The organism is Eubacterium sp. BL-380-WT-2B, assembly GCF_009696115.1.
Lineage (GTDB): Bacteria > Bacillota > Clostridia > Eubacteriales > Eubacteriaceae > Eubacterium > Eubacterium callanderi.
In genome coordinates, this window is the sequence record NZ_VUMP01000004.1 from 81,725 (window position 1) to 105,871 (window position 24,147).

Sequence of the window (24,147 nt, forward strand, 5' to 3'; positions counted from 1 at the left end):
TTAGTTTCTTTAAGTCTATTATGCCATATTTTTAATTATTTGCATAGCGGAAATTAATTTCTGAACTAAATACAAAGTTTTATTAAGGTTACAGGAACACGACAAAATAAACACTGGAAAAAAGCATAAAAACAGGATAGAATGAATGCAATTGGAAAGAGAAGGAGGGACGCAGCTTGCGAACACAAAAAACAGTGACCATCGGCTACGAGAAGGGTATTCATACCCGGGTGGCCGCGATGGTGGTTCAGAAAACAACAGAGCTTGAGGAGCGTTTTGGATGCCGCCTGTACATCAAGCGGGTGGATCACGCTCTGATCGTCCCCTGTAATTCTGTACTGCCGCTGGTGGGGATGAAGCTGAAAAAGGGCGAGCAGATTGAGCTCTTCGGCGACGGCACACGGAGCGAACAGGCCGTGTCTTCACTGGCTGAGTTCATGGATGGCGCCGGTGTGGTGGATCAGGATGAGGTTGACAACATTATTCAGAAGAATACCCTGACCAGCGAAAAGATTTTTGAGAGCATCCACAATGGCCTCATTGTCATGGACGGCGCGGGGCGCATCACGATTTTTAACGCGGCCGCTGAGGCCATGACTGGCATCGACGCTGAGCAGGCCATCGGCCGTCTGGTGGACGACCTGATCCCTGGCTTCGGCGCAGTAGAATTGATTACAACCGGCAGGGAAAAGCTGGGTGTGAAGGAAACCATTAACGGCAACTGGGTTATCAGCGATAAAAGCCCGGTGGTGGTGGAAAACAGTAATGTGGGCGCTGTGGCTGTGCTTCAGGACATCACCCAGATCGAGGCATTGTCCTGGGAGCTGAGCAGCGTAAAGGAACTGGAGGGAAAGCTCATCAGTATTCTGGAGGCTGTGTATGATGGTATCTGCCTGGTGGACAAGGATCACAGGATCACCTATGCCAACGACGCTTTCACCGGTATTTTGAAAAAGAGAGTGTCCGAGCTTACTGAACAGAGTATCAGCATTTTATTTTCTGGGGAAAAAATCCCCAATGGTTTTTTTAACGGACAGAGCGGTACCGTCATCACCAATGCCGATGGAAGGGAATTCATGTTGGATGTCCGCCCTATCGCCGTTGACGGCGCAGTTAGCGGCAACGCCATCGTGGCGCGTGAACTGACTGAGATCACCAAGCTGGCGGCCAAGGTGGAGGAGCTTTCTGCTAAAACGGTCATGCTCGAAAAGGAACTGGAAAAGCGGGAGGATATTGGCACTTCCTTTGAAAAGATCATTGGCAAGAGCGGTGTGCTTTTAGAAGCCCTGTCCCTTGCCTCTAAGGCGTCGAAAACCGATGCCACGGTGCTTATCCGGGGTGAGAGCGGCACCGGCAAGGAGCTGGTCGCCAAGGCCATTCACAATGCAAGCACTCGGAAAGATGCGGCCTTTGTGAGCATGAACTGCGCGGCCATCCCAGCCGACCTTCTGGAGGCCGAGCTTTTTGGCTATGAGAAGGGCGCCTTTACGGGAGCCGTGCGCATGAAGCCGGGGAAATTTGAACTGGCCGACGGCGGCACCATTTTCCTGGACGAGATTGGAGATATGGACCGCGCCATGCAGGCCAAGCTGCTTCGGGTGCTTCAGGAACAGGAGGTTGAGCGGGTCGGCGGACTTGCACCTGTCAAGATTAATGTGCGGGTTATCGCAGCCACCAACGCGCCCCTTGAGAAATTAATGGAAAATAACAGCTTCCGCAAGGATTTATACTACCGTTTGAATGTTATTTCGGTCATTTTGCCGCCTTTGCGACAAAGAAAAGGTGATATTCCCTTGCTTGTGGAAGCATTTATTGATAAAATATGTATGCGATACCAATTGCCGCCAAAGCGCATAACAAAGCCTGCGCTTCAGTGCCTGGAGGACTATGTCTTTCCTGGAAATGTCCGCGAGCTGGAGAACATTATCGAGCGTGGGGTTACCCTGAGCGCGGGTGAGTGGATCGGTGTGGACGACCTGCCGTCCTACGTCCGAGCGATTGGGGAAAATATCCCCGGATTTTCGGGCGCTTCGGACGAAAGTGGGGAAAAGATACCCACATTTGCAGAAATGGAGCGGGATCTTATCGCTTCAGCCCTGTCTAAATATAAAAGTTTCAGAAAAGCTGGAGAGGCCCTTGGCCTTGACCACAAGACGGTTTCAGCCAAAGCTAAGAAATATGGGTTAACATAAAAACAAGCGTTAATATAAGTTTTGGCACGCATCTTGCGTTATATAATCAGCGTGCCTATTTGGCAGTGCCCAGCAGGCGCGAAAGAAGCTTCATGGCTAAGTGAATCAAATTTTAGGAGGATATTTATGGCAGGTACAGGTGTTGTAATCGTTTCTCACAGCGCAAAGCTGGCAGAAGGTTTGGCAGAAATTGTCGAAGAAATGAATGATGGTAGTGTAAAGGTAATCGCGGCAGGCGGTGCTGACGGCGGAAGAATCGGAACCAGCGCGATTAAGATTCAGGACGCCATCGAGTCCTTGGAGGACTGCAAGAACATTTTGATTTACGCCGATATGGGCAGCTCGATCATCAGTGCGGAAACCGCCATCGATATGCTCGATGATGATCTGCAGGAAAGAGTTCATATGGTGGACTGCCCCATCGTGGAGGGTGCTTTCGCTGGTGTGGTACAGGCGACTATCACCGATGACCCGGAAGAAATCATGAATGTGTCCAAATCAGCCAAAGAGCTGTGTAAATGTTAATAACGGGAGTCACCCGTTAAAATAAAGAATTTCAGGAGGAAATTTATCATGACAATGAAACGTTTGATCAACGATCCCTACGACGTAGTGGAAGAAATGGTGGAAGGATATGTCAAAGCGCATGACCGTTATGTAAAAATGTGTGACCTTGAAGAAGCACAGGGCCGTGTCGTTGTGGCAAAAGATGCTGGAACAAAAGACAAAGTTGGTGTTGTTATTGGTGGTGGCTCCGGTCATGAACCGCTGTTCATCGGTTATGTCGGTGAAAATTTTGCAGATGGCGTTGTAATTGGTAATATCAATACTTCTCCTTCTCCGGACCCATGCTATGCAGCCGCTAAAGCAGTTGACAATGGCAAAGGCGTTATCTACTTATATGGTAACTACGCAGGCGACGTTATGAACTTTGACATGGGCGCAGAAAAGGCCGATGAAGAAGACGATATCCGTGTTGAAACCGTTCTGGTAACAGATGACGTTGTTTCCTCAGAAAATATCCCTGACCGTCGTGGTATTGCAGGTGACTTCTTCGTATTCAAGGCTGCCGGCGCAAAAGCTGCTATGGGCGCAGACCTGGACGCTGTTGTTGCTGCTGCTTCAAAATGTAATGACAACACCCGCAGCATGGGCGTTGCAATGTCTTCCGCTACCTTACCATCTAAGGGCGGCCCAATCTTTGACATGGAAGACGGCGACATGGAAATCGGTATGGGTATTCACGGCGAACCTGGTGTCAGAAGAGGCAAGATCGAACCGGCTGACGCAGTTATTGACGAAATCATGGACCCAATCCTGAAAGACCTGCCATACGAAGCTGGCGATGAAGTTTATGTACTGGTTAACAGCTTAGGCGCAACGCCAGTTCTTGACTTACATATCTGCTACAGACGCGTTGCCCAGATCCTGGAAGAAAAAGGCATCAAGGTTCACAGAGCTTTAGTTGGTCCTTTCGCATGCTCCATGGATATGGCTGGCATGTCCGTTACCTTATGTAAACTGGATGACGAACTGAAAGAATTATTAGACTATCCATGTGACACACCTTACTTCACACAGGTAAAATAATAAGACGTTAACGCATTAAGAGAATAAATTTTAACCGTGTCTCGGGCCCTTTGCGGGGTCCGGGATTCTTTACTTCACAAAGTACGTCTTGTCCTATGTCCCTATCGATAGGACAGGGCGCATTTGGTGAAATAAGAACAAAAAGGAGACCATAAAATGAGCGAATATGTTTTAGATAAACAGTATTTTGTAGATGTCATCAAAGATCTGATCAAACTGGCGGAGGACCGCAAGGAATACTTTACCGAGCTGGACTCTGCCATCGGCGACGGCGACCACGGTATGAACCTGTCCATCGGCTTCAGAGAAGTTGATAAAAACCTGGACGAATGGCAGAAAGAAAGCGTAAACGGCTTTTACAAAAAAGTCGGCACCGCGCTGCTCGACAAGGTTGGCGGTTCCTCCGGACCGTTATACGGCAGCTTTTTCATGAAATTTGGCCTGCCGGTCAAGACAAAGGGCCCGGATGATGGCGTAACTTTTGAAGAATTCATCGAAATGATGGAAACCGGCGTCAACATTATTAAAAAACGTGGGAAATCCACTACTGGTGAAAAAACAATGCTGGATACCTTAGTACCAGCTGTAGAAACCTTAAAATCCGCCTATGAAGGCGGCGCAGCTCCGAAGGAAGCCATGGCGAAGGCAGTAGAAGCCGGCAAGGACGGCCTGGAATCGACCCGCAACATCGTTGCAACCAAGGGTAGAGCCATGCGTCTCGGCGAACGTGCCATCGGCCATCTGGACCCGGGTGCTGCATCCTCCGCAGAAATTCTGGAAGTATTCTACAACCATATGCCGTAAGAGAACGAAAAAGCAGACAGGTGCGCCGTGTTACAGGCGCACCTGTTTTTTTATAACACTTTGAGGTGCAAGCAATGCCGATAAGCGGCCCAGACCCTGTCCGCATTGTTTGCATCTGAAAGATAAAAACACGGGAGGAACATTATATGAAAAATACGCTGGCAATCAGTTGCCGGAAATGCGGCTATGAAAAAGATTTTTATCTTGGGGTCGGGCTGCTCCACTTTGGGGAGCCGGATTTTGATTCGGAGTACGCTGTGCTGCCGAGGCTGGTCAGGGATCCGGAGGCGCTGGCCCGGATAAAACGCATGGTGACTGAGGAGGGCGGCACCCTCATCACTGATTACCGCTACGGGGTTTACCATTGCCCGGCCTGCGGCGCTTTTTACAAGCACTTTGCCTATGCGGTGGAGAAAGCCGATGGACAGAAAACCATGCCGGAATATATTTGTGAATGCGGTGAAACGCTTGAAGCGGTTGATCCCGACACCATTGACCTGACAGCGTGTATCTGCCCGGAGTGTGGCGAGAAGCAGCTTTACGAGGCGGTTTCAGCCTTTTCGCCCCTGGACGGTGAGGATTGATTGTGAGGAAAAGGCACTCTGAGGCTAATGGCCAATCAATAAGCGCAACAAATAAATAATAAAAAAATATGTATTTTGTAGTAGCATTTTACTGTAATGAAGTGTATAATACAGGTATATGAATACTGTCATTTAAAAGGAGAGAGAAATGAAAAAGAAAAGTATGATGACCTTACTCTTCGTTGCGCTTCTGGCCCTGGCGATGCTGTCAGGCTGCAGCAGCAGCGGCGGAAACGACAACCAGGCAGCAGGAAACAGTGCCAATGACGATGCGACCTTTGTGGTTGGTCTGGACGATTCTTTCCCGCCTATGGGCTTCCGCGATGATCAGAACAACATTGTCGGCTTTGATGTGGACTTAGCCACCGAAGCCGCCAAACGTATGGGAATGGAACCTAAAATGCAGGTAGTCAACTGGGATACCAAAGAGCTTGAACTGGACAGCGGCAACATCGACGCCATCTGGAACGGCCTGTCTGTCACACCGGAACGCGAGGAAGCCATGCTGATGACCAAGCCGTACCTGAAAAACGACCAGGTGATCGTGGTTAAAAAAGACTCTGGCATCACTAAAAAGGCAGATCTTGAAGGTAAGAACGTCGGCCTCCAGAAGGGCTCCTCAGCTTATGACGCCTTTGAAGCGGACGATATCCACACCAAGGTTGCAGGCATGAACGAATACCCTGAAAATGTATCGGCTCTCCAGGATCTGGGCATTGGCCGTATCGATGCAGTCATCGTGGATTCTGTTGTCGCGCGCTACTACATTTCAAGCGAAAACGCCGATTATGTCATCCTTGACGAAAGCCTGTCACCGGAAACCTACGCGGTTGCCGTCAAGAAAGGCAACACCGAATTACAGGGAAAAATTCAGAAAGCCATCGACGACATGGTCGCTGACGGCACTGCGGCTGAAATTTCCAAGAAATGGTTCGGCGAAGATATTTTCTATACAGGAAACTAAATAGTAATGGAGAATGGAAGGACCTTCCATTCTCCATTTGATAATTACGGGAGATATTATGGATTCAACCTATTTTATGAATGTGCTTACGCCAATGCTCCAGGGGTGTCTGGTGACATTGGCTGTTTTTGCGGTAACGATCATTTCGTCCTTGCCGCTGGGATTTTTGTTTACCCTGATGTCCAGAAGCAGGATTATGGTACTGCGGGGCTTTGCAGAAGTCTATATCTATATCCTCAGAGGGACGCCGCTGCTCTTACAGCTGATGTTTGTCTACTTTGGCCTGCCGCTTTTGCCGGGCGTTGGCAAATTTCTGGTGTTTGACCGCTTTTCGGCTGCCTGCATCGCCTTTGGACTCAACTATGCTGCCTATTTTGCCGAGATTTTCAGAGGCGGGCTCCTGGCCATCGACAAGGGGCAGTATGAGGCGTCTAAGGTGCTGGGGCTGACCAAGTTTGAGACCATGACCCGCGTGGTGATTCCGCAGATGATCAGGGTCTGCCTGCCCTCCATCAGCAATGAGACCATCACGCTGCTCAAGGATACAGCGTTGGTCACCACCATCGGTGTGGCGGAAATTATTCACTATGCCAAAACAGCGGTGAACCGGGACGCCAACCCCTTTGCCTTTGTGGTGGCAGCAGCGATTTATCTGGTCATCAATTTTGTGCTCACCTTTATCTTTAAAAAGCTGGAAAAGAAATATGAATTTTAGGAGACTGCCATGAAAGAAATCATCAATGTATCCAATTTGAACAAGAGCTTTGACACCAATCATGTGCTGAAGGGCATCTCCTTTCAGGTGAACCGGGGCGATGTTGTGGCTGTGATCGGCTCCTCCGGCTCTGGGAAATCGACCCTTTTGCGCTGTTTGATCGACCTTGAAAAGGCCGACAGCGGCACGATCACCATGGAGGGCAAAGACCTGATGAAGGATGGCGTCTACGCCTCACAGAACGAGATCCGGGCAATTATCATGAAAATGGGGATGGTGTTCCAGCATTTTAATCTCTTTCCGCACCTCACCGTCCGCCAGAATCTCGAGCTTGCCCCCAAGGTCGTCAAAAAGGAAAAGGGCGAGGCAATGGATGAGCGCTGTGAAAAGCACCTGGCCCAGGTTGGCCTGCTGGAAAAGATCGACGCCATGCCGTCCACCCTTTCCGGCGGTGAAAAACAGCGTGTGGCCATCGCTCGGGCGCTTATGATGAACCCGGACATTCTGCTCTTTGACGAACCTACCTCCGCTCTGGACCCAGAGCTGACCGGTGAGGTTCTGAACGTTATGCAGCAGCTGGCCGAGGCACACATGACCATGATCGTCGTAACCCATGAAATGAGCTTTGCCAGAGAGGTCGCCAACAAGATCCTCTTTATGAACGGCGGCATCATTCTGGAGGAGGGCGCGCCTGAGGACATCTTTGAGCACCCGAAAAATGACCGGACAAAGGAATTTTTAAGCAGTATCACGCGCAAATAAGCCATAAAAAATACAGAAAAGTCCAAAATCAAAATGCGTTTTGGACTTTTCTGTATTTTTTGACCCCTGTTCAGGAAAGAATGTCATTTTAAAAGCTGAACGTCTGAGAAATCATGACTTCTGTAAAAAACCAGAGACTGATAGCTGGTTTTATAGATGGCAGCCTCGGGAATGCCGATGCAGCGGGCGGTATTGGTCAGGAGAAAAATACCGAAATCCTCGATGGGCATCTTCAGGCGCTCCTCACAATAAGACAGCAGACATTCGCGGCGGGCCCCGAAGTCAGCAGTCACAATAGCGTCAAACTCGATGGGGCGAATGCGCAGGCTGTAGTCTCTTATAAAATCATGGTAGATCTGGCTGATATTTCCGTGCAGAGAGCTGAAAAGCGTATCGTTCTTAAAAACCTCATAGTAAAAGTTCCGCGTGTGCGGGTCTGATAAAAGGTTGTGATAATAGATCATGGTCAGCCGGAAATGACTCTCAAAGGAATTCCACGGTTCGTATTGTTTTTGGCGAATGGCCGCGTCAAGATTTGTGAAGTAGTCGTCAAACAGACGGCTCACAAAGGTGGCCTTTGTCGCAAAATGGTAGGTCATAGAGCCAAGTGTTGTACCAGAACGGTCAGCGATTTGTTGGATGGTGGTTGCGTCATAGCCCTGCTCGTAAAACAGCTCCTTGGCGCTCGCGAGAATACGCTCCTTCGTCATTTCGCCTTTTGTCATTTTTCGCATAGATGGGCTCCTTATAAAAAAGTTCTAACCCAAATTTTAACATGGATTTTAGGGGAGGACAAGGGATAAACCTGCTGAATCGGGCAGAATTTTGACGTGTCAATGTAAATATTAGCTCGGATTTCAGACCAGGGATTTTATTTTTGAATGAAGCTTTGGAAGTTCAAGTTCTTTATGAAATAACAGTAAATTTCATAAAATTTAATAAAAAATAAATAAAATATTTGACTTTTACTAAAACTAGCCCTATAATACGAATCAATCAAAGGCTTTTTCGGAAAAAGCCCATGAGGCATTAAAAAGCAAGAGAGAGAAAGGGGTAATCAAATGAATCAAAAACAGGAGCGGATTGAAAATATCCGCAAGGTTGTGGCGCTGGAAACACCAGATTATGTGCCGATTGAGCACGTGGTCACGCCGGAGCTGGCAATCGAGTACGCAGGGTATCCTATGTTTGAGGGGCTTTGGGATACCAGCCTCATTATCGACGCGATGGGTAAAGCCATTCCAGCTTATGACGGCGATTTTATCCGCAGCACCTTTTACCGTTCACCGCGGTATTACAGCGCACTGGAAGCCAAATCCTTTGTGCAGAGCAAGGAAGGCTATGTCCAGCACCCGGAGGTGCACGCCATGGAGGACACGGAATACGCAGAGCTGATCGCGGATCCGGCCGCCTTTCTGGCGGGCACATGCCTGCCGCGGCTCTATCAGGTCTTTGACAAGCCTGAGCCTTACCGCGGTATGGCGCTGGCCAGAGGCATGATGACCTTTAACCGGACCTTCGGGCCGTTTAATGCAGCGGTGGGACAGATACTTGCAGATAACGGGCTGCCGCTTATCACTTCCGCATCAGCGGAGGCGCCCTTTGACTTCTTAGCCGATCTGCTCAGGAGCTTTACGGGCATTTCAAAGGATGTACGCCGCCATAAGAGTGAGGTAAAAGAAGCCTGCGAAGCCCTGCTGCCACTGATGATTCAGAAGGCCTGTGTCGCGCCCCCGGCAGTGGACCAGATGGTCTTTATGCCGCTGCACATGCCGCCGTACCTCAGCGAAAAGGTCTTTGGCGAGCTGTGGTGGCCGACCTTTAAAAAAATGGTTGAAGCACTGGTGGAAAGAGGCCATTATCTCTATATTTTCTTTGAGGGCGACTGGACCCGCTATTACGATTATCTGGAGGAGCTGCCTGCCGGACGGATTCTGGGGCGTTTTGAGTACGCAGACCCCAGGATCATCAAGGAGCGCCTTGGTAAGATCATGAGCGTTACGGGCTTTTTCCCTGTGACGACCATTGCCCAGGGGACAAAGGAGGCCTGTATCGATAAGACCAAGGAGCTGATGGATATTCTGGCGCCGGGCGGCGGCTATGCCTTCGGTTTTGACAAGATCACCACATCGGTGCGGGATATTAACCTGGAAAACATTACCGCGGTCAACGCTTATGTCCGTGAGTATGGAAAATACTAGGAGGTGCAGAATGGATACCAATGTAAAAACAGGGCTGTTCCCTTTTGAGGATGTAAAGGAAACCATGTCCCTTGACCCGGAAAGGGAAGCACTTGTGCGCGAAATCTGGGAGGGTGATGAAGCGGCGTTCATGAATTTTGTCGTCGGACTGCTGCAATAGCTTAAGAAAAAAGAAAAAGCACTTTTTTTGAAAAGGGCTGGATACAGCCTTTTTTCAGGAAAAGTGTTATTTTTTACTGTTTTAACAGTAAAAAATAAAATATTTAATAAAAAAATCCTTGACAAAAAATCTGAAAAGGTTTATCATTTCAGTAAACAAAAAGAAATTTACTGAAAAAACAATAAGCAAAAAAGATTATACTAAAAAGTACATTGATCCGGAGCGATGTACTGGTTTTTAAGAGAGGGAATTAAAATGAGTGATGTAAAACAACTGCAAGAGGAAAGAACCCAGCTGTTCAAAGATGTTTATGATGGCAGGCAGCCAAAGCGTGTGCCCATCGAATTGTCTATTACGTGGGACGCGGCCATTCCGTACGCGGGTATGGATATGAAAACAGCCCAGTGGAATCCTGAAACTTTCGAGACTTTTTTCGACAAGGTCTGCGCGGAGTTCCCAACGGATAAAGCGCCTATCGCCCCTACGCTGCGCCCACCTGGATTTTACGAAATCTTAGGCGCGAAGGGTATTATCATGAGCAAGACCGGTACCATGCAGCACCCTGAGGTCCACTGTTTGGAAGTAGAAGAATACGATGAATTCATCGCTGACCCTTACAAATGTATGGTTGAAAAGCTGATGCCGCGTCTGTTCGCAGCGCTGGACACAGAACCCATGCGCGCGGCGCTCAACTTTGCCAAGGGCTATAAGGCAAAATGCGATATCGACGCGGCCATGGGCGGCGTCGCGGTGGAAATGACCAACAAGTACGGATTTGCTGCACTGCCAAAGGGCGGTATGACAGAAGCGCCGCTGGACTTCATGGCAGACTTTATCCGTTCCTTCACAGGGATCATCAAGGATATGCGAAGAAACAAGGAACAGGTTGTGGCAGCGGTTGAGGCCATTTTGCCGCATATGGAAAAAATCGGGATTGTGCCAGCCTCCTCACGCTACGCGAGAACCTTTATTCCGCTGCACATGGCACCGTTCATGAAGGAAAAAGACTTTGCCAAATTCTGGTGGCCGACCTTTGAACAGCTGATGCAGTACCTGTCCGACCACGGCGCAGGCGTCAAGCTGTTTGTTGAGCAAGACTGGATGAAGAAGATTGATTATCTGGCTTCCCTCAAGGACCGCGTCGAAATGCAGTTTGAGTTCGGCGATCCAAAGCTTGCCAAGGAAAAGGTGGGCAAGGAACACATTATTTCTGGTTTCTTCCCGATTACCATGCTCCAGACCGCAACCGAAAAAGAATGTGTGGACAAGGCCAAAGAGCTCATCGACATTCTGGCGCCGGGCGGCGGCTTTATCTTTAACACAGACAAGAGCCTGTACTCACTGGCAGGGCCAATTGCCGACAACCTGAAGGCCGTCATCGAAACCGTCAGAACCTATGGGGTTTACTAAGAATTTAAAGGAGAGAAAATCATGAACAGCGAATACTACACAACCTGGGAAGAATATGTCAAGGAACGCCCTCAATTAGAGGAGATTGCGGAGGCTGAGGTCGTACAGTCCTACGAGGAAGCCATCTACCGCTTTGTGTTCCAGTTGTTTTTATAAAGTTCACTCACGGAAATGTTACGGAGCCGGGTAAGGCCGGCTCCAGCTTCAAAACAGGGGAAAGAGGAGTAAAATTATGAAGCGTATTAACAGTAAGATTAAGAATTTCTTTGGCCTGGGGGACGCCGGATTTTCATTCATGACCACGGTCGAAACGTCATTCTTCCTCATTTTTTTAACAGACGTCGCGAACCTGCCACTGGCCTGGGCGGCTATTATTTCAACCTTGACCGGTGTCTGCGACACGGTTTCCGCCATTGTTGCCGGAGCTATCGTTGATAAATGCAACCTGAAGCACGGTAAATATCGTTCCTGGCTGCTCTACGGACCACCCTTTGTCATTGTCTTTTTCGCACTCCAGTTTACCAAGGTCGGGACGGATCTCACCGCCGCGATTGTCATTTGTTTAGGATTCATCATCAGTCATTTTATCTGGAATATCGCCTGGACCGCTAACCGTTCACTGGTTGGCGCCCTGACCGACGAACCGACCGAGCGCGCCCACTTATCCGGCCGTATCTCAGCAGGCTCCAGTATTGGTAAACTGTTCGCATCGAAGCTTGTTCCGCTCATGGCGGTTGCCTTCGCCGGTCTGTTTGGCGGCGGCGGCGCTGTCTGGGGTTATACCTGTACAGCCCTTGTTGGCGCGGCGCTGATGCTTGTTGGTTATTATGTGCACTATTTTATTACAAACGGCTACGACCTGCCAGAGCCAAAGGCAGAAAAAGGAACAGAGCTGGCGACAGTGGAAAAGGTATCGGTGCTGGATATGCTTAAGGGCGTGTTCGCCAACCCGCCGCTGGTAGCCACAGTGTTCTGTGACTTTATCCGTCTCATCGGTTACTATGCGCTCATGGCCTTTGTAGCTTACTATTCAAAGGTTATGTTCCCGGAAAGCTCAGCAGCCGTAACCGGTAATGTTCTGCTGGCCTTTAACCTCGGTACACTGGTCGGCTCCCTGCTCTCCAAGCACGCGGTCGCCAAATTTGGAACAAAGATGTCAACCATCATCGGTATGGCAGGGTGTGTTGTCTTTACGGCCATTGCCTACTTCTTTGCAGGCAGCCAGATTGCCGTGATCGTGCTGATCTTTGTGAGCCAGGTATTCTTTGGCGTGGCTTACGGACTCACCACCAGTCTTTACACCAACTGTGCCACCTACAGCGAGTACAAGACCGGCAAAAACACCAAAGGCTTTATCATGGGTCTGTGCTCATTCTCCATTAAGATGTCCATTGTGCTCAGAGGCCTGGTCATCACGACTGGTCTTGGCATTATCGGCTATTCTGCCGAAGCAGCCATTACGGACAGCCTGGCAGGCGGCGCGACCATCATGTGCTTTATCGTTCCAGCCATCTTTATCGCGGTTGCCATCATCCCGCTGCTGTTCTATAAGCTGGACGACAAGGAAGTCATGGAAATGGACGGCGAAATTGCCCTCCGAAAAAAAGCCGCCATTGAAAAAGCAGAAGCAGACGATCAGGCAGCGGCAGAATAAGTATTCATAGAAAAGTACATAGGAGCTCTCTTTTTTCGGGAGCTCTTTTTTTATACCATCAATAAAATAAGAATGAGGAATAAGATGAAAAAAAGACAGCTTTTGGGCTTGATAGTGAGTATTGCTCTTTTAGTGGCCGTTTTTGTTTTAAAGACGCCCCAGGGCCTGACGGATGAAGGCTTTACCACCATTGGTATCCTGCTGGCGTTCCTGATGCTTCTGGTGACAGAAGCACTTCCCATTGGCGTTATCTGTATTCTCTGCCTTGCGCTGCTGCCCGCACTGGGTGCGGCAGACAGCCTGAAGACCGCGCTCAGCGGCTACACTACGCCGATTCTGTACTTTGTGCTGGTATCCTTTGGCATCTCGGAGGCGGTAGCCAAGGTACCGCTGTCCCGCCGCATACTCATCGGGCTCATGCGGATCTTTGGCAAAAACGTCAAGACGATCCTGCTCGCCATTATGATCTGCGCAGCGGCCATTTCCTCGCTGGTTTCCAATGTGCCTACCACTGCCATTTTCATGGGGATCGGGCTGGGCTTCCTGGAAATTTTTGAGTCGGAGGCAGACCGGAAGCGCACCGGAAAGGCCATCATGATCGCCATTCCAGTGTCCAGCATGATCGGCGGCATCATGACGCCTGCGGGCACCTCGCTGAATCTGCTGACCATGGATCTGTTAGACCAGCTGGCAGGCATGAACATTACCTTTGTGCAGTGGATGTTCGTAGGAATTCCCATTGCCGTTGTCCTCCTGCCCATCGCGTGGTTTGCCATCGTCAAGGCTTACAAGCCCGCAGAGGTCGGGCAGGAGAAAATACAGGCATACCTGGAGACCATCGCAGTGCCGGACAGGATCGAGAAAAAGGAAGCGCTGGTCATCATCATTACACTGGGGATGCTGGTTTTCTGGATTGCGAGCTCCTGGCTCCCGTTTCTGGATGTGACCATCATCGCCCTGTTTGGCTTTGTCTGCTACTTTCTGCCAGGCGTTGAGGTGCTGACCTGGAAAGAATTTGTGAAGAGTGTGAGCTGGGAGGCTTTTTTCCTGGTGGGGACAGTGCTCTGCATTGCCAACTGCATTGTGGCCAACGGCGTGAGCGCCTGGTTTATCGACACCGTGCTGCCCGCCACCCTTAGCCTGCCGACCATAGGCGTGGTGTTTACAGTGAGCATCATTGTATTTCTGATGCTGCTGGTCATACCGGTGGCGCCGGCGCTCATTGCGGTCCTGGCGCCGGCGATGGTCAGCTTTGCGGGCACCACGGGCGTGAGCGCCATTATCCTACTGGTGGCTATGGGGATCTGCGCGAGCAACTGCTACCTTTTCCCTCTGGATACGGTGCCGCTCATCACCTATTCCACCAAATACTACACCATGATGGACATGCCGAAATCCACAGCCTTTATCCAGCTGGCGCTGGCGGCGCTGGTGGCAATATGGGTGCCGCTGGCCGGCGGGCTCATGGGCTGGTAGCGCTGCTTCTGTCATTTTTAGAAGCCGAAATCCTTTGATTTCGGCTTCTTTTTGTTTTTTGAATCGAAAAAATAATATTATAAAAATAGAATGAATTATAAAATCTATAAAAGTCAATAATGACCATTCTGCCATAAAAGAACTTAAAAATCCTTTGAAATAGCTAAAAAATGAAAAAAGATATGAAAATTTCAAAGATAAAAATTATAAAAGTTTTAAAAAATACAAAATTATAGTTGACAAAACAGTTGATAGCGAATACAATAATATTGTAAATTTCATGAGGTTTATAAAATTTGATTGTGAGAAAATTTGGAGGGGAAAATGGAAAAAGCAGCAAAAGAAAGCTCTGGTTTCCGTTGGTTTATGTTATTTATTTTGTTGGCCAGTTTTACTGTCACCTTTATGACACGGTTTATCTGGTCGCCGCTCATTCCTACCATGAGTAAGGAATTTGGTCTGTCGGCCACCGAGGCTGGGGCTTATATGTCGGCCTTTTACACCGGCTACCTGATCACACAGATTCCGGGCGGCATGCTGGCAGACCGCTTTGGCGTCAAGTTTGTCATGTCCATCTCGCTTTTGATCGGCGGCGTGGCCACCTTCTTCTTGTCTATGATGACAACCTATGAGATGGGCTTTGCCCTGAGAGTGGCGACTGGTCTTGGCGCGGGGTGTATCATGGCCTGCTGCGGAAAGATGATCAGTAAATATTTCAAACCAAACGAGAGAAGTATGGCTTTTGGTATTTTACTTGTCGGCCCCACAGCCGGATTACTCTTAAGCAATTATCTTGGACCAGTTCTGCTGAGCAGCATGGGCTGGCAGGGCGCTTTCAGAGTGATCGGCATTATCGCCATGATTATTGCCGTTTTAGTTTTTGTTCTGGTTAAAAGCGAAAAGGTGGATAAAAGCCAGATCGCAAAGGTCGGTTTTTTCTCGAGCCTGGGCGATGTTCTGAAAAATAAGGGCGTTGTGCTTGTGGGTCTGGCAGGTTTTGGCCTGATGTGGGTTTCCCTTGGCACCGCGACCTGGGCAAACGCCTATATGGGCTCTCTCGGGATCGAAAGCTCTGTGGCCGGCCAGGTCATGATGCTCTACAGCGCGGGCGGTATTATCGCTTCTGTGGTATCCGGCCTGATCGTTGACAAGTTCCATCTGGACCGCCGTAAATTTATCATGGGCTGTTACCTGGTGCTGATCGTGATGACCATTGTCTTTGGGCTGCAGACCAGCGTGGGCGCTCTGATGCTGACCGGCTTTTTGTTTGGCTTTTTCTCTTACACAGCCAACCCGCATCTCAACGCCATTGTCATTGACTATTCCGGCGCAGCCTTTTCGGCCACGGCCACAGGCTTTACCAATGTCATGTTCCAGCTGGCGTCTCTTATCGGGCCGCTGGTATTCGGCTTCATGTCGGACAGCACTGGCAGCTTCGCGTCGGTCTGGGTCGCCATGGCGGCAGGCCCGCTTCTGGGGATTCTGGTTCTGCTGGCAGCCAAAAACGCCAGGAAGGCCGAGGAATAAAAAACAGCCCGGCTCCTGGGAGCGGGCTGTACCCTCCTTTATACAAGGAAGGGGATATCGTGATGACGGATAGTTTTAGCGGTGCTGATGCCCTTGTATAGGGTAGTGGTGACACTGTTCTGGTCGATGCCGAGCAGTCTGGGAAAAATACCATTAAGTAGAAAGACAACATCGTCCACGCTGTCGGGCTCAGGCTGTTCAAAGTAATTTAAGAAATACTCCCGGCGGGCACCAAAATCAAGATAAACAAGGTTATCAAAGTCGTGATCTGAGATGATAATGTTAAAATCTTCAACAAAACGCCTGAAAATCTGCGAGGCAGTTTTATCAAGAATCCGGAAGTTTGAGGTTTTCTTGAGGTTTTCATAGTAAAATCGGCGGTTGTTTTCATTGTTTAGGATAATATCATAATACAGCCAGGCGTGAATGGCATGGCGCAGGATGGAATTGTCCAGACCGCTTTTCAGCTCTTCGGTGATGCGGAGACTGATCTGAGCAAAAAACTCAGAATAAATGTACTGAACAATCTTATCCTTGGTTTTGAAATAATAGGTAAAAAGACCGATGGGGACCTCGGCCGTGTCGGCAATCTCCTTGATCTTGGTCTTTTCATAGCCTTTATCATAAAATAACTGCTTGGCAGTTTGATAGATCATGTTACGGGTCTGAACCCCTTTTTCGTACATAAAGCGGCTCCTTTTCATAAGATTTTAATCAGAATATCACATTTTCCGGAAAAGGACAAGCTTTATGCCTGTGAATTAATTTAAATAAGATTACAATTTTGGAAAAAAATTATAATAATTTTAAACATTACGAGGTGTAAAATGAGTAAATATCAGGAAAGCTTGGAAAGATGCCAGAAGGCAGTCAATCTTGAACAACCAGACCGCATTCCGGTCATCTGTAAGGTCGATCCGACCTTTGCCATCGAGTACGCGGGCTTTGACATGAAGGAAGCCCTCTGGAATGTGGACCGCATCGCGGAGGCATATTCAAAGGTTTATGAGGACTTTTATTTTGACGGCGGCGGATACATGGGCCGTTTCCCGCTGTTCTACAAGGTTATGCAGTCTAAATCCTTTGTACCCAACGACAGCAACGGCTACGTGCAGCATCCAGAGGTATCCGGTCTCGAGGCAGAGGAATATGACGAGTACATCGCAGACCCTTATAAAACCATTGTCAACAAGGTTGTGCCGAGACTGTACCCGGCGCTGGCGGCAGAAGGCATGGAGGGCGGCCTGAACTGGGCGAGAGCCATCAACGCCAATAACCGTATCATGGGCAAAATTGTGGCAGGCAATAACCTGGTGGCTGAAAAATACGGGGTTCCAAACCTGCGGCGCGGTATCACCGAAGCGCCCTTTGACTTTGTGGCAGACCAGCTGCGCGGCTTCAGCGGCGCGTCCATGGATATCCGCCGGCATTCCGAGCAGATTCGCCAGGCGGCTGAGGTTTCAACACCGCTCATGGCTAAACTTGCCCGTCTGAGCAACCCGACACCGGGCGGCAGCGCCTCCATTTTCATGCCGCTGCACATGCCTTCTTACATGCGCACAAAAGACTTTGAGAAGCTCTACTGGCCAAGCTTTAAAGCGCTTATCGACGAGCTGGTGGGCGAAGGCTACACCATTCAGGTATTCTTTGAAAAGAACTGGACCCGCTATTACGAATTCCTTCAGGATCTGCCAAAGGGCGTTATCGGCTATTTTGAAGAGGATGACCTGGGCGTGGTCAAAGAAAAACTGGGCAAGAAAATGTGTATCATGGGCAATATGCCGCTCAGCATCCTGAGAACCGGCACCGTACAGCAGTGTGTCGATACCGCCAAGGAAATCATTGACAAGGCAGCGCCGAACGGCGGCTACCTCTTTACCACGGATAAATCCCTGCTCACCGTCAAGGACGTTAAAGCAGAAAACTTCCGCGCAGTCAACGAGTTTGTGCACGAATACGGCATTTACAAATAGGAGGAAAATCATGGAAATTAAATCAGAAGCAATTAAATCCTGGGAAGGCCAGGTGGAAAAGGGCATTGAAAAAGAAGAAAACACAGAGATCATGCAATCCTTCTGGGATGAAAATGAGGATTCTGTTTTTCAGTTTGTCATGAGTTTAATGGTTTAAGAGGTTATCAGCAAAAAACGGTACGGTCTTTTGGACCGTACCGTTTTTTTTGACTTATAATATAAGCTTCACTGCGCTGTACGCAGGCTTATTCGTCGTTCATGTGCGCTTCGATGTAAGCGACAATTTCATTTTTGCCGATGCGGTTGACCCCACTGTGCTCAATGTCAAAGCCCGGGTCAATTTCGTAGCCCAGCTCCTTCGACATAACCTCAGCGACACGCGGCCGGCAGAAGGTGCCCTGGCACCAGCCCATACCCGCACGGGTACGGCGTTTGATGCCATCAATGGTGGTGACAGGAATACCGCGGTGCATGGCGTCTAAAATGGTCGCCTCGGTAACCTGTTCGCAACGGCAGACCATGCGCTCAGGATCGCCCAGCGGCAAATCTAAAAGCGGCAGGATTTCCTTCATGGGCGCCAGTTCCTTCTTGGTGATGATGGGATCGCGGTGCGGGTTGAAGCCTGGGTCTTCCTTTAGCGCAAGGCCAGCGTCCTTCAGAATCCCGGCGACCATCTGAGCGATGGCCGGTGAGGAGGTGATACCCGGCGACTGGATACCGGCAACATTGATGAAATGCGGCACACGGCTTTCCTCAATGATAAAGTCGTCAGTGGTGCTGACCGCCCGCACGCCTGTAAAGCTGCGGATAAACTGCTTGATGTTCAGCTTGTCCGTGGTCAGCGTCGCCTCCTTGAAAATTTTCAGAAGGCGCTCGGCGTGGGTATCGCGGTCAACGCTCTCCTCATTGACAGCGTCCGGGCCAATGAGCAGATTGCCGTGATAGGTCGGAGTGACCAGAATGCCCTTGCCCATCTTAGTCGGCATCTGGAACAGCACCTGGTTGATGGCAGAGCCGGAGCCGCGCACCATGAGCAGATACTCGCCAGAGCGCGGGAGGATCTGGAAGTCATTCAGGCCCACCATAGCGGCGATTTTGTCCGAGTACAGCCCGGCAGCGTTGACCACGTAGCGGGTGTTAAAGACCTGGTCGTCACCGGCGATGACGTCAAAGCCGGTTTTGGTCTGTTCGATGGCTTTTACAGGGGTTTCAAGGTAGAGCTCCACACCGTTGGCCACGGCGTTTTCGGCCAGAGCGATGGCCATTTCGTAGGGTGAGCAGACGCCAGCGCCTTTACAGTACAGCGCGTACTTGACCTCAGGGTTGACATTTGGCTCAATTTCCATAATGGCGTCGTGGTCCAGAATTTCAAGGTCCGGGAGGCCGTTGAGGCGTCCGTTTTCAAGCAGGTCCTCCAGCCCCTTTTTCTGTTCCTCCTCAAAGGCAAGCACCAGCGAGCCGATGGGCGCAAAGCCAAAATTCAGCTCCTCATTCAGTTTTTCAAACTGCCTGCGGCCCTGGTAGCACACGCGGCCTTTGAGCTTGGCGTGGGCTTCGGCGTAGCCGCCGTGGACAATGGCAGAGTTTGCCTTGGTGGAGCCCATAGACACATCGTTTTCCTTTTCAAGCAGGGCGATTTTGAGATCATAGCGGGAGAGCTCACGGGCAATGCTCGTTCCGATGATTCCAGCACCGATTATTACAACATCGTACATTTATATTACCTCCTAGATTCGTTACCTTAATATATATCCTTATTTTATAACGAAAAACAGAAAAGATAAATGCAAATTTTTGCTAAATACGAATTATTTTAATTTACACGAACTCAAAGAAGCGTTCAGCGCGCATATAGGCCACTGGATTGGTTTCTTTCTGGTTATAGGCAAAATAAAGCTTGGTGACCGCAGCCTCAAAGGAAATGTTTTCCAGCGGAATACCGCCCTGCCCGATCAGGTCGTGGCCAGTGGCGTAGAGGTCGCCTTGGGCGTTTTTAAAAGAGATCAGGTAGTGGTCGACCGACGGATGGCTGGCGATGAAATCGGCCAGAGAAGCGCCGCCAGGGCCCTCAGCATTGCCGGTGGCTGAGTGGTAGAGGGCGTGGAGAACCGCGGCCGGCGGCGTGGTGCCCAGATCAATATAACGGTAATCCATGCCCGGGTAAACGCGCAGAGCCAGCACCTTCTCGGTAAAAACTGGTGTGGATACCCAGCCGGTGTGGTGCGCGCGTTTCTTTAAGGCGTCCATGGACGGGCTAAGACGCGCGTTTCCGTGAGACAGGCAGTGACGGTCATTGACAGCAAAGGGACGTCCGCCAAAGCTCAGAAAATTGTCGTTGATCCAGTCCGCCTCCAGAAGCCGCGTCCCCAGATGGATCTGCGTTTTGCCGTCTTTATTCTCATAGACGGTAAAAATGCCTGGCAGGCCGGTGTTCAGGATAAAATCCACCGCGCCGCTGAAATTGGGCAGGGCATTGCTCTCAGGGTGGCCCAGGGGATGGTTCGAGCAGACCAGCACAATGGGAATGGGCGTGGTATTAAAAAAGTAGCTTAAAGCCGCCGCTGTGTAGGGCAGGGTATCGGAGCCGTGTGTCACGATAATACCCTTGTACCGGTCAAAATCAACGGTTTTCAGGGCATCTATGATCTGGGACCAGTGGGCGGGCACCAGGTTTTCGCTCAGAATGGTAAATGGACGGCTGACCTCAAAATCGACCAGCCGGGACGCGCTTTTCAGGTAAGTCTGGATCAGGGCGTCGCCCTTTTCAGGGTCTACGTCAATGCAGCCGTCATGAATGGCGCTGCCGATGGTGCCGCCGGTTTGCAGCAGAAAAATATTTTGGATGGTGGGATACATAGGCACTCCTTGCTTTTCGTTTTGTTTTAGATCATTTTAACACAGAAAAGGGCCAGAGGCCACTGATAAAAGCGCGTGGAAAGAACGCGAAACAGGAGAGACTTCCAGGCGGATATTTGTTATAATGGGTTTATTACAGACAGGTTTTAAGACAGGAAGGAAATTTCGATGCAGACAGTATTAGGAATTGATACCGGCGGAACGTATACCGACGCCGTTTTACTGGAACAAAAAACAAAGAAAGTGCTGAAAAAAGCAAAATCACCGACCACCAGAGACAATCTGGCTGTCGGTATCGGTAAGAGTATCCGCGGCCTTTGCCTTGACCCGGCAGATACCATCGAGAAGGTGGTGCTGTCCACCACGCTGGCAACCAACGCCATTGTCGAGGGCGAAGGGCGCCCCACAGGCCTGATCATCATCGGCGAGCTGCCAAAGGGCGAGCTGCCCGACGCGCACAGGGCCCAGGTCAAGGGGAAGGTCAATATCAAGGGGAAGGAAGTTATTCCGCTGGATACGGCGCAGGTCATTGAGGCCTGCGCAGCCATCGCGCCCCAGGTGCAGGCCTTTGCCGTGTCCGGAATGATGAGCGTGCGCAACGCCAGCCAGGAGCTGGCCGTCAAGGATATCATCAAAAAGCAGTGCGCCCTGCCAGTGGTCTGCGGCCACGAGCTCAGCAGTCAGCTGGGCTTCCATGACCGAACCGTCACCACTGTCCTCAACGCCAGCCTGATCCCCATCCTCGAGGATTTTATCCGCGCGGTGGAGGTGACGCTGGCCGACCAGAGCATTGACGCGCCCGTGTATATGGTGAAAGGCGACGGCAATCTGGCCAGCCTTTCCTTTATACGGGAAAAGCCCATCGAGTCTATTCTGTCCGGCCCGGCAGCCAGCATCATCGGCGCGCTGAGTCTGGCAGGCTGCGGAGACGGCGTGGTTGTCGATATGGGCGGCACCACGACCGACAGCGGCATTGTTTTAGACAATACCCTGACCCTTGCGCCCATCGGCGCCCGTGTCGGCGACTGGCAGACACAGATCGACTCCGCCCAGATCAATACCTGCGGCCTGGGCGGCGATACGCAGATCATCGCAGTGGACGGGCACCCGACCCTGACAGGACGGCGCGTCCTACCAGCCTGCCGCGGCGGCAGAGATGGGCTGACCCCCACGGATCTGCTGCACTACACCGGAGATTTTGAGGGCTGGGACCGTGAGCTGGTCGTCGGCGCTGTGGACGCCCAGACCGATAAAGCCCCCGACGCCTACGTCGACGAGGCCGCAGCGCAGATACTGGAAACCATCAGGACAGAGGTGCTCAGCCTGTACGAGGCGCATCCGGTCCCCATCATCGCCATCGGGGCACCGGCCAAAACCTGGTATGAGAAAATTCACGAGGAAACAGGCTGCACGGTCATTGTCCCAGAGCATTACGAGGTCGCCAACGCTGTGGGCGCAGCCATGGCCGCTGTTGAGGAGCGCGTGACCGCACTGGTGCGCCCCGACGAGGAAAACGACGGTTATGTGGCCCATGTGGCGGGCCAGTGCCGGAGCTTTAAAGATAAAGCCGAAGCCGTAGACTTTGTGAAGCAGGAAACCGAAGCCCGGGCCGCTGCCGCCGCGAAGGCGCAGGGGGCCCCAGACATCAGCGTCCAGGTATTCTGCGATGACATTGTGGAAAAAATCGGTTGGCGTGAGCGCTATATTGAGACCCGCGTAAAGGCCGTCGCCAAGGCCACCACCCTCAAGCTGAAAATGCAGGAGGAAAAGGACGAAAGACGTCCATAAGAATTTTAGCGGCAAAATACGCGCTGCTTGAAATTTTTTAAAACTTTTTTCAAAAAAGACTTGCAATCTTTTGGAAAGCTGTTATAATATGAAAGGTAAGCACGACAGGTGCTCACAATGCGTGCCACTAGCTCAGCTGGATAGAGCGTTCGGCTACGAACCGAAAGGTCGGGGGTTCGAATCCCTCGTGGCACGCCATATATACAGTAAACAGACAGGCTTTCGAGCCTGTTATTTTTTTACCCATTTTCATTAAGACTTCAAAAAATCAAAACAAAGATTTATCAAAACATACGCATTTGAAAAAAAGTTCAACATCTAAGAAAGTTATGCTATAATCATAAAAAAGCATAAAGGGAATGACAAAACGAACCGCTGGCAAGGATATGTAAGGAGTTTACTGGAGGTTGCTGCAATGACAGCGGTTAAAAAGGGGAAAAATAAGGAGAATGGCATTATAATCGAGAATCTTCACCTGGGTTTTCCTTCAAAATTAAAGACCTGCCTGACCTTTGAGTTTAATACTTATCGTGATGCCGCATAATAAAAAGCTGATCAAACTTGATCAGCTTTTTCCCTGGGAAGCAACCGCAGTCTCCAATTCCCTCAAAATGAACTCACCTGCCACAACCGCGTCCTCAATGGTCAGATAGTGGGAGGCGCTTTTGCTCAGCAGCAGCTTACCCTCGGGTGGAAACTCATCATCGTCAAACCAGATCTTTAGCGCGATGGGGTAAAAGGGAAGAAATGGAAGGACAGCGCAGAGGTCTGCGTTTGACGGCACAAAGGCCGCGTCCAGTTTCTGGAGGGCGGCTTTCACCTGCTCAGGCCGTCTGCCTGTAAGAAAGGCGCGCAGGGCCTGCGCGGCAGTGTGGTCAAACTTAGTGCCGCGGATCAGGCCCTCCTGCTGGTCGGCAAAGGGAACAAAGGCGTCGGAAACTGGTGTTTCGTCCGCCAGATCCATATAGTGGAGCAGAACAAGGTGAAACCACTCGTCGATGGCCTCCTTACATTCAAATCCTGGATAAGTGATGGTGTAGGTGCATCCAAGGCTTGGGAACGTGAAAACCGCAGCCTCCGGAGCAAAGGCAGCGCCTGCCTTACGGGCAAGGTCATCCGGCGGACGCTGTTCCAGCCGCTTTTTTGCAGACTTGAGCATTTCATTAAAGGCCCGGTTATCCTGGGCTTGTTTTTGTTTTTTTTGGTTGGCCATGTGCGGTTTCTCCTTGAATTTTTATAAAATTGCCCCTTCATCGGGTTACTACTATAGTAGCTTATTCCTCTGTAAAAATCAATCCGGAAAGTACTGGTGATACTGAGTATGCGTAAAAACACAAAAAAAGCTTGTGAAAACCTTTTATCTCTGCTATACTATAGCTTATAAACGTACAGAAAAATTTTAAAAGTGAATAAAAAATATTGAAGCTTGAAGGCTGTTGATTTGATTGTAATCATGGCTTTTGAGCTTTTTTTGTTGTGCAATAAAAAAGT

At 50.1% G+C, this 24,147-nt stretch carries 23 protein-coding genes and 1 tRNA gene; 19 read left to right on the forward strand and 5 right to left on the reverse strand.

Annotated features, from left to right (window positions below; all coding sequences use genetic code 11):
- Positions 1 to 176 precede the first annotated feature (176 nt).
- The 8 genes from FYJ53_RS08690 to FYJ53_RS08725 all read left to right on the forward strand — a co-directional run bounded on the left by FYJ53_RS08690 (position 177) and on the right by FYJ53_RS08725 (position 7,611).
- On the forward strand, positions 177 to 2,192 hold the full coding sequence (locus FYJ53_RS08690) for a sigma 54-interacting transcriptional regulator (RefSeq protein ID WP_013382541.1): 2,016 nt from the start codon (positions 177 to 179) through the stop codon (positions 2,190 to 2,192).
- A gap of 126 nt (positions 2,193 to 2,318) precedes the next feature.
- Positions 2,319 to 2,717, forward strand: a complete 399-nt coding sequence (gene dhaM, locus FYJ53_RS08695; protein ID WP_013382540.1) for a dihydroxyacetone kinase phosphoryl donor subunit DhaM — start codon at positions 2,319 to 2,321, stop codon at positions 2,715 to 2,717.
- 48 nt (positions 2,718 to 2,765) lie between these two features.
- On the forward strand, positions 2,766 to 3,782 hold the full coding sequence (locus tag FYJ53_RS08700; protein ID WP_013382539.1) for a dihydroxyacetone kinase subunit DhaK: 1,017 nt from the start codon (positions 2,766 to 2,768) through the stop codon (positions 3,780 to 3,782).
- A 156-nt stretch (positions 3,783 to 3,938) separates the two neighbouring features.
- Positions 3,939 to 4,586 carry a dihydroxyacetone kinase subunit DhaL gene (dhaL, locus tag FYJ53_RS08705; RefSeq protein WP_013382538.1) on the forward strand — a complete coding sequence of 216 codons (648 nt, stop codon included), beginning with the start codon at positions 3,939 to 3,941 and terminating at the stop codon, positions 4,584 to 4,586.
- A 146-nt stretch (positions 4,587 to 4,732) separates the two neighbouring features.
- Positions 4,733 to 5,170: a hypothetical protein gene (locus FYJ53_RS08710; protein ID WP_148430231.1), complete on the forward strand. Its 438-nt coding sequence runs from the start codon at positions 4,733 to 4,735 to the stop codon at positions 5,168 to 5,170.
- 148 nt (positions 5,171 to 5,318) lie between these two features.
- Positions 5,319 to 6,134: an amino acid ABC transporter substrate-binding protein gene (locus FYJ53_RS08715; protein ID WP_090410594.1), complete on the forward strand. Its 816-nt coding sequence runs from the start codon at positions 5,319 to 5,321 to the stop codon at positions 6,132 to 6,134.
- Between the two features lie 58 nt (positions 6,135 to 6,192).
- Positions 6,193 to 6,849: an amino acid ABC transporter permease gene (locus tag FYJ53_RS08720; protein ID WP_013382534.1), complete on the forward strand. Its 657-nt coding sequence runs from the start codon at positions 6,193 to 6,195 to the stop codon at positions 6,847 to 6,849.
- A 9-nt stretch (positions 6,850 to 6,858) separates the two neighbouring features.
- On the forward strand, positions 6,859 to 7,611 hold the full coding sequence (locus tag FYJ53_RS08725) for an amino acid ABC transporter ATP-binding protein (protein WP_090410595.1): 753 nt from the start codon (positions 6,859 to 6,861) through the stop codon (positions 7,609 to 7,611).
- Positions 7,612 to 7,694: 83 nt separating this feature from the next.
- Here FYJ53_RS08725 and FYJ53_RS08730 read toward each other — a convergent pair whose 3' ends face one another.
- Positions 7,695 to 8,345 carry a TetR/AcrR family transcriptional regulator gene (locus tag FYJ53_RS08730; RefSeq protein WP_013382532.1) on the reverse strand — a complete coding sequence of 217 codons (651 nt, stop codon included), beginning with the start codon at positions 8,343 to 8,345 and terminating at the stop codon, positions 7,695 to 7,697.
- A 327-nt stretch (positions 8,346 to 8,672) separates the two neighbouring features.
- Between FYJ53_RS08730 and FYJ53_RS08735 the strand changes: the two genes are divergently transcribed.
- The 7 genes from FYJ53_RS08735 (at position 8,673) to FYJ53_RS08760 (ending at position 16,039) form a co-directional block, all read left to right on the forward strand.
- The gene (locus tag FYJ53_RS08735; RefSeq protein WP_148430233.1) at positions 8,673 to 9,812 is read left to right on the forward strand and encodes a uroporphyrinogen decarboxylase family protein; all 1,140 of its coding nucleotides are present in this window, start codon (positions 8,673 to 8,675) and stop codon (positions 9,810 to 9,812) included.
- A gap of 10 nt (positions 9,813 to 9,822) precedes the next feature.
- Positions 9,823 to 9,972, forward strand: a complete 150-nt coding sequence (locus FYJ53_RS08740; RefSeq protein WP_013382530.1) for a hypothetical protein — start codon at positions 9,823 to 9,825, stop codon at positions 9,970 to 9,972.
- 255 nt (positions 9,973 to 10,227) lie between these two features.
- Positions 10,228 to 11,382 carry a uroporphyrinogen decarboxylase family protein gene (locus FYJ53_RS08745; RefSeq protein ID WP_227929811.1) on the forward strand — a complete coding sequence of 385 codons (1,155 nt, stop codon included), beginning with the start codon at positions 10,228 to 10,230 and terminating at the stop codon, positions 11,380 to 11,382.
- A gap of 21 nt (positions 11,383 to 11,403) precedes the next feature.
- Complete coding sequence (locus tag FYJ53_RS21650; protein ID WP_013382527.1) at positions 11,404 to 11,538, forward strand: hypothetical protein; 135 nt, start codon at positions 11,404 to 11,406, stop codon at positions 11,536 to 11,538.
- Positions 11,539 to 11,614: 76 nt separating this feature from the next.
- The gene (locus tag FYJ53_RS08750; protein ID WP_013382526.1) at positions 11,615 to 13,036 is read left to right on the forward strand and encodes an MFS transporter; all 1,422 of its coding nucleotides are present in this window, start codon (positions 11,615 to 11,617) and stop codon (positions 13,034 to 13,036) included.
- Between the two features lie 84 nt (positions 13,037 to 13,120).
- Entirely contained in the window at positions 13,121 to 14,512 is a 1,392-nt protein-coding gene (locus FYJ53_RS08755; RefSeq protein ID WP_038351065.1) for an SLC13 family permease, read from the forward strand.
- Between the two features lie 324 nt (positions 14,513 to 14,836).
- Positions 14,837 to 16,039 (forward strand): MFS transporter, encoded by a 1,203-nt coding sequence (locus FYJ53_RS08760; RefSeq protein WP_148427910.1) that lies wholly within the window; start codon positions 14,837 to 14,839, stop codon positions 16,037 to 16,039.
- A gap of 38 nt (positions 16,040 to 16,077) precedes the next feature.
- Here the strand turns inward: FYJ53_RS08760 and FYJ53_RS08765 are convergent, their stop codons facing one another.
- The gene (locus tag FYJ53_RS08765; RefSeq protein WP_038351063.1) at positions 16,078 to 16,725 is read right to left on the reverse strand and encodes a TetR/AcrR family transcriptional regulator; all 648 of its coding nucleotides are present in this window, start codon (positions 16,723 to 16,725) and stop codon (positions 16,078 to 16,080) included.
- A 141-nt stretch (positions 16,726 to 16,866) separates the two neighbouring features.
- Here FYJ53_RS08765 and FYJ53_RS08770 point away from each other — a divergent pair, with 141 nt between their 5' ends.
- Together FYJ53_RS08770 and FYJ53_RS08775 are read left to right on the forward strand one after the other, a co-directional pair.
- Positions 16,867 to 18,012 (forward strand): uroporphyrinogen decarboxylase family protein, encoded by a 1,146-nt coding sequence (locus FYJ53_RS08770; protein ID WP_038351062.1) that lies wholly within the window; start codon positions 16,867 to 16,869, stop codon positions 18,010 to 18,012.
- Positions 18,013 to 18,022: 10 nt separating this feature from the next.
- The gene (locus FYJ53_RS08775; RefSeq protein ID WP_013382520.1) at positions 18,023 to 18,169 is read left to right on the forward strand and encodes a hypothetical protein; all 147 of its coding nucleotides are present in this window, start codon (positions 18,023 to 18,025) and stop codon (positions 18,167 to 18,169) included.
- Positions 18,170 to 18,257: 88 nt separating this feature from the next.
- Here FYJ53_RS08775 and FYJ53_RS08780 read toward each other — a convergent pair whose 3' ends face one another.
- Both FYJ53_RS08780 and FYJ53_RS08785 read right to left on the reverse strand, forming a co-directional pair.
- On the reverse strand, positions 18,258 to 19,727 hold the full coding sequence (locus FYJ53_RS08780) for an NAD(P)/FAD-dependent oxidoreductase (protein WP_148427908.1): 1,470 nt from the start codon (positions 19,725 to 19,727) through the stop codon (positions 18,258 to 18,260).
- Positions 19,728 to 19,830: 103 nt separating this feature from the next.
- A complete protein-coding gene (locus FYJ53_RS08785) occupies positions 19,831 to 20,868 on the reverse strand; it encodes an asparaginase (protein ID WP_148427906.1) in 1,038 nt (345 codons plus the stop codon).
- Positions 20,869 to 21,036: 168 nt separating this feature from the next.
- On the opposite strand from FYJ53_RS08785, the gene FYJ53_RS08790 reads away from it, so the two are divergent.
- Together FYJ53_RS08790 and FYJ53_RS08795 are read left to right on the forward strand one after the other, a co-directional pair.
- Positions 21,037 to 22,656 (forward strand): hydantoinase/oxoprolinase family protein, encoded by a 1,620-nt coding sequence (locus FYJ53_RS08790; protein WP_013382517.1) that lies wholly within the window; start codon positions 21,037 to 21,039, stop codon positions 22,654 to 22,656.
- Positions 22,657 to 22,777: 121 nt separating this feature from the next.
- Positions 22,778 to 22,854 (forward strand) — tRNA-Arg (locus tag FYJ53_RS08795).
- A 367-nt stretch (positions 22,855 to 23,221) separates the two neighbouring features.
- Here FYJ53_RS08795 and FYJ53_RS08800 read toward each other — a convergent pair.
- The gene (locus FYJ53_RS08800; RefSeq protein ID WP_148427902.1) at positions 23,222 to 23,869 is read right to left on the reverse strand and encodes a DUF3786 domain-containing protein; all 648 of its coding nucleotides are present in this window, start codon (positions 23,867 to 23,869) and stop codon (positions 23,222 to 23,224) included.
- Positions 23,870 to 24,147: the final 278 nt, after the last annotated feature.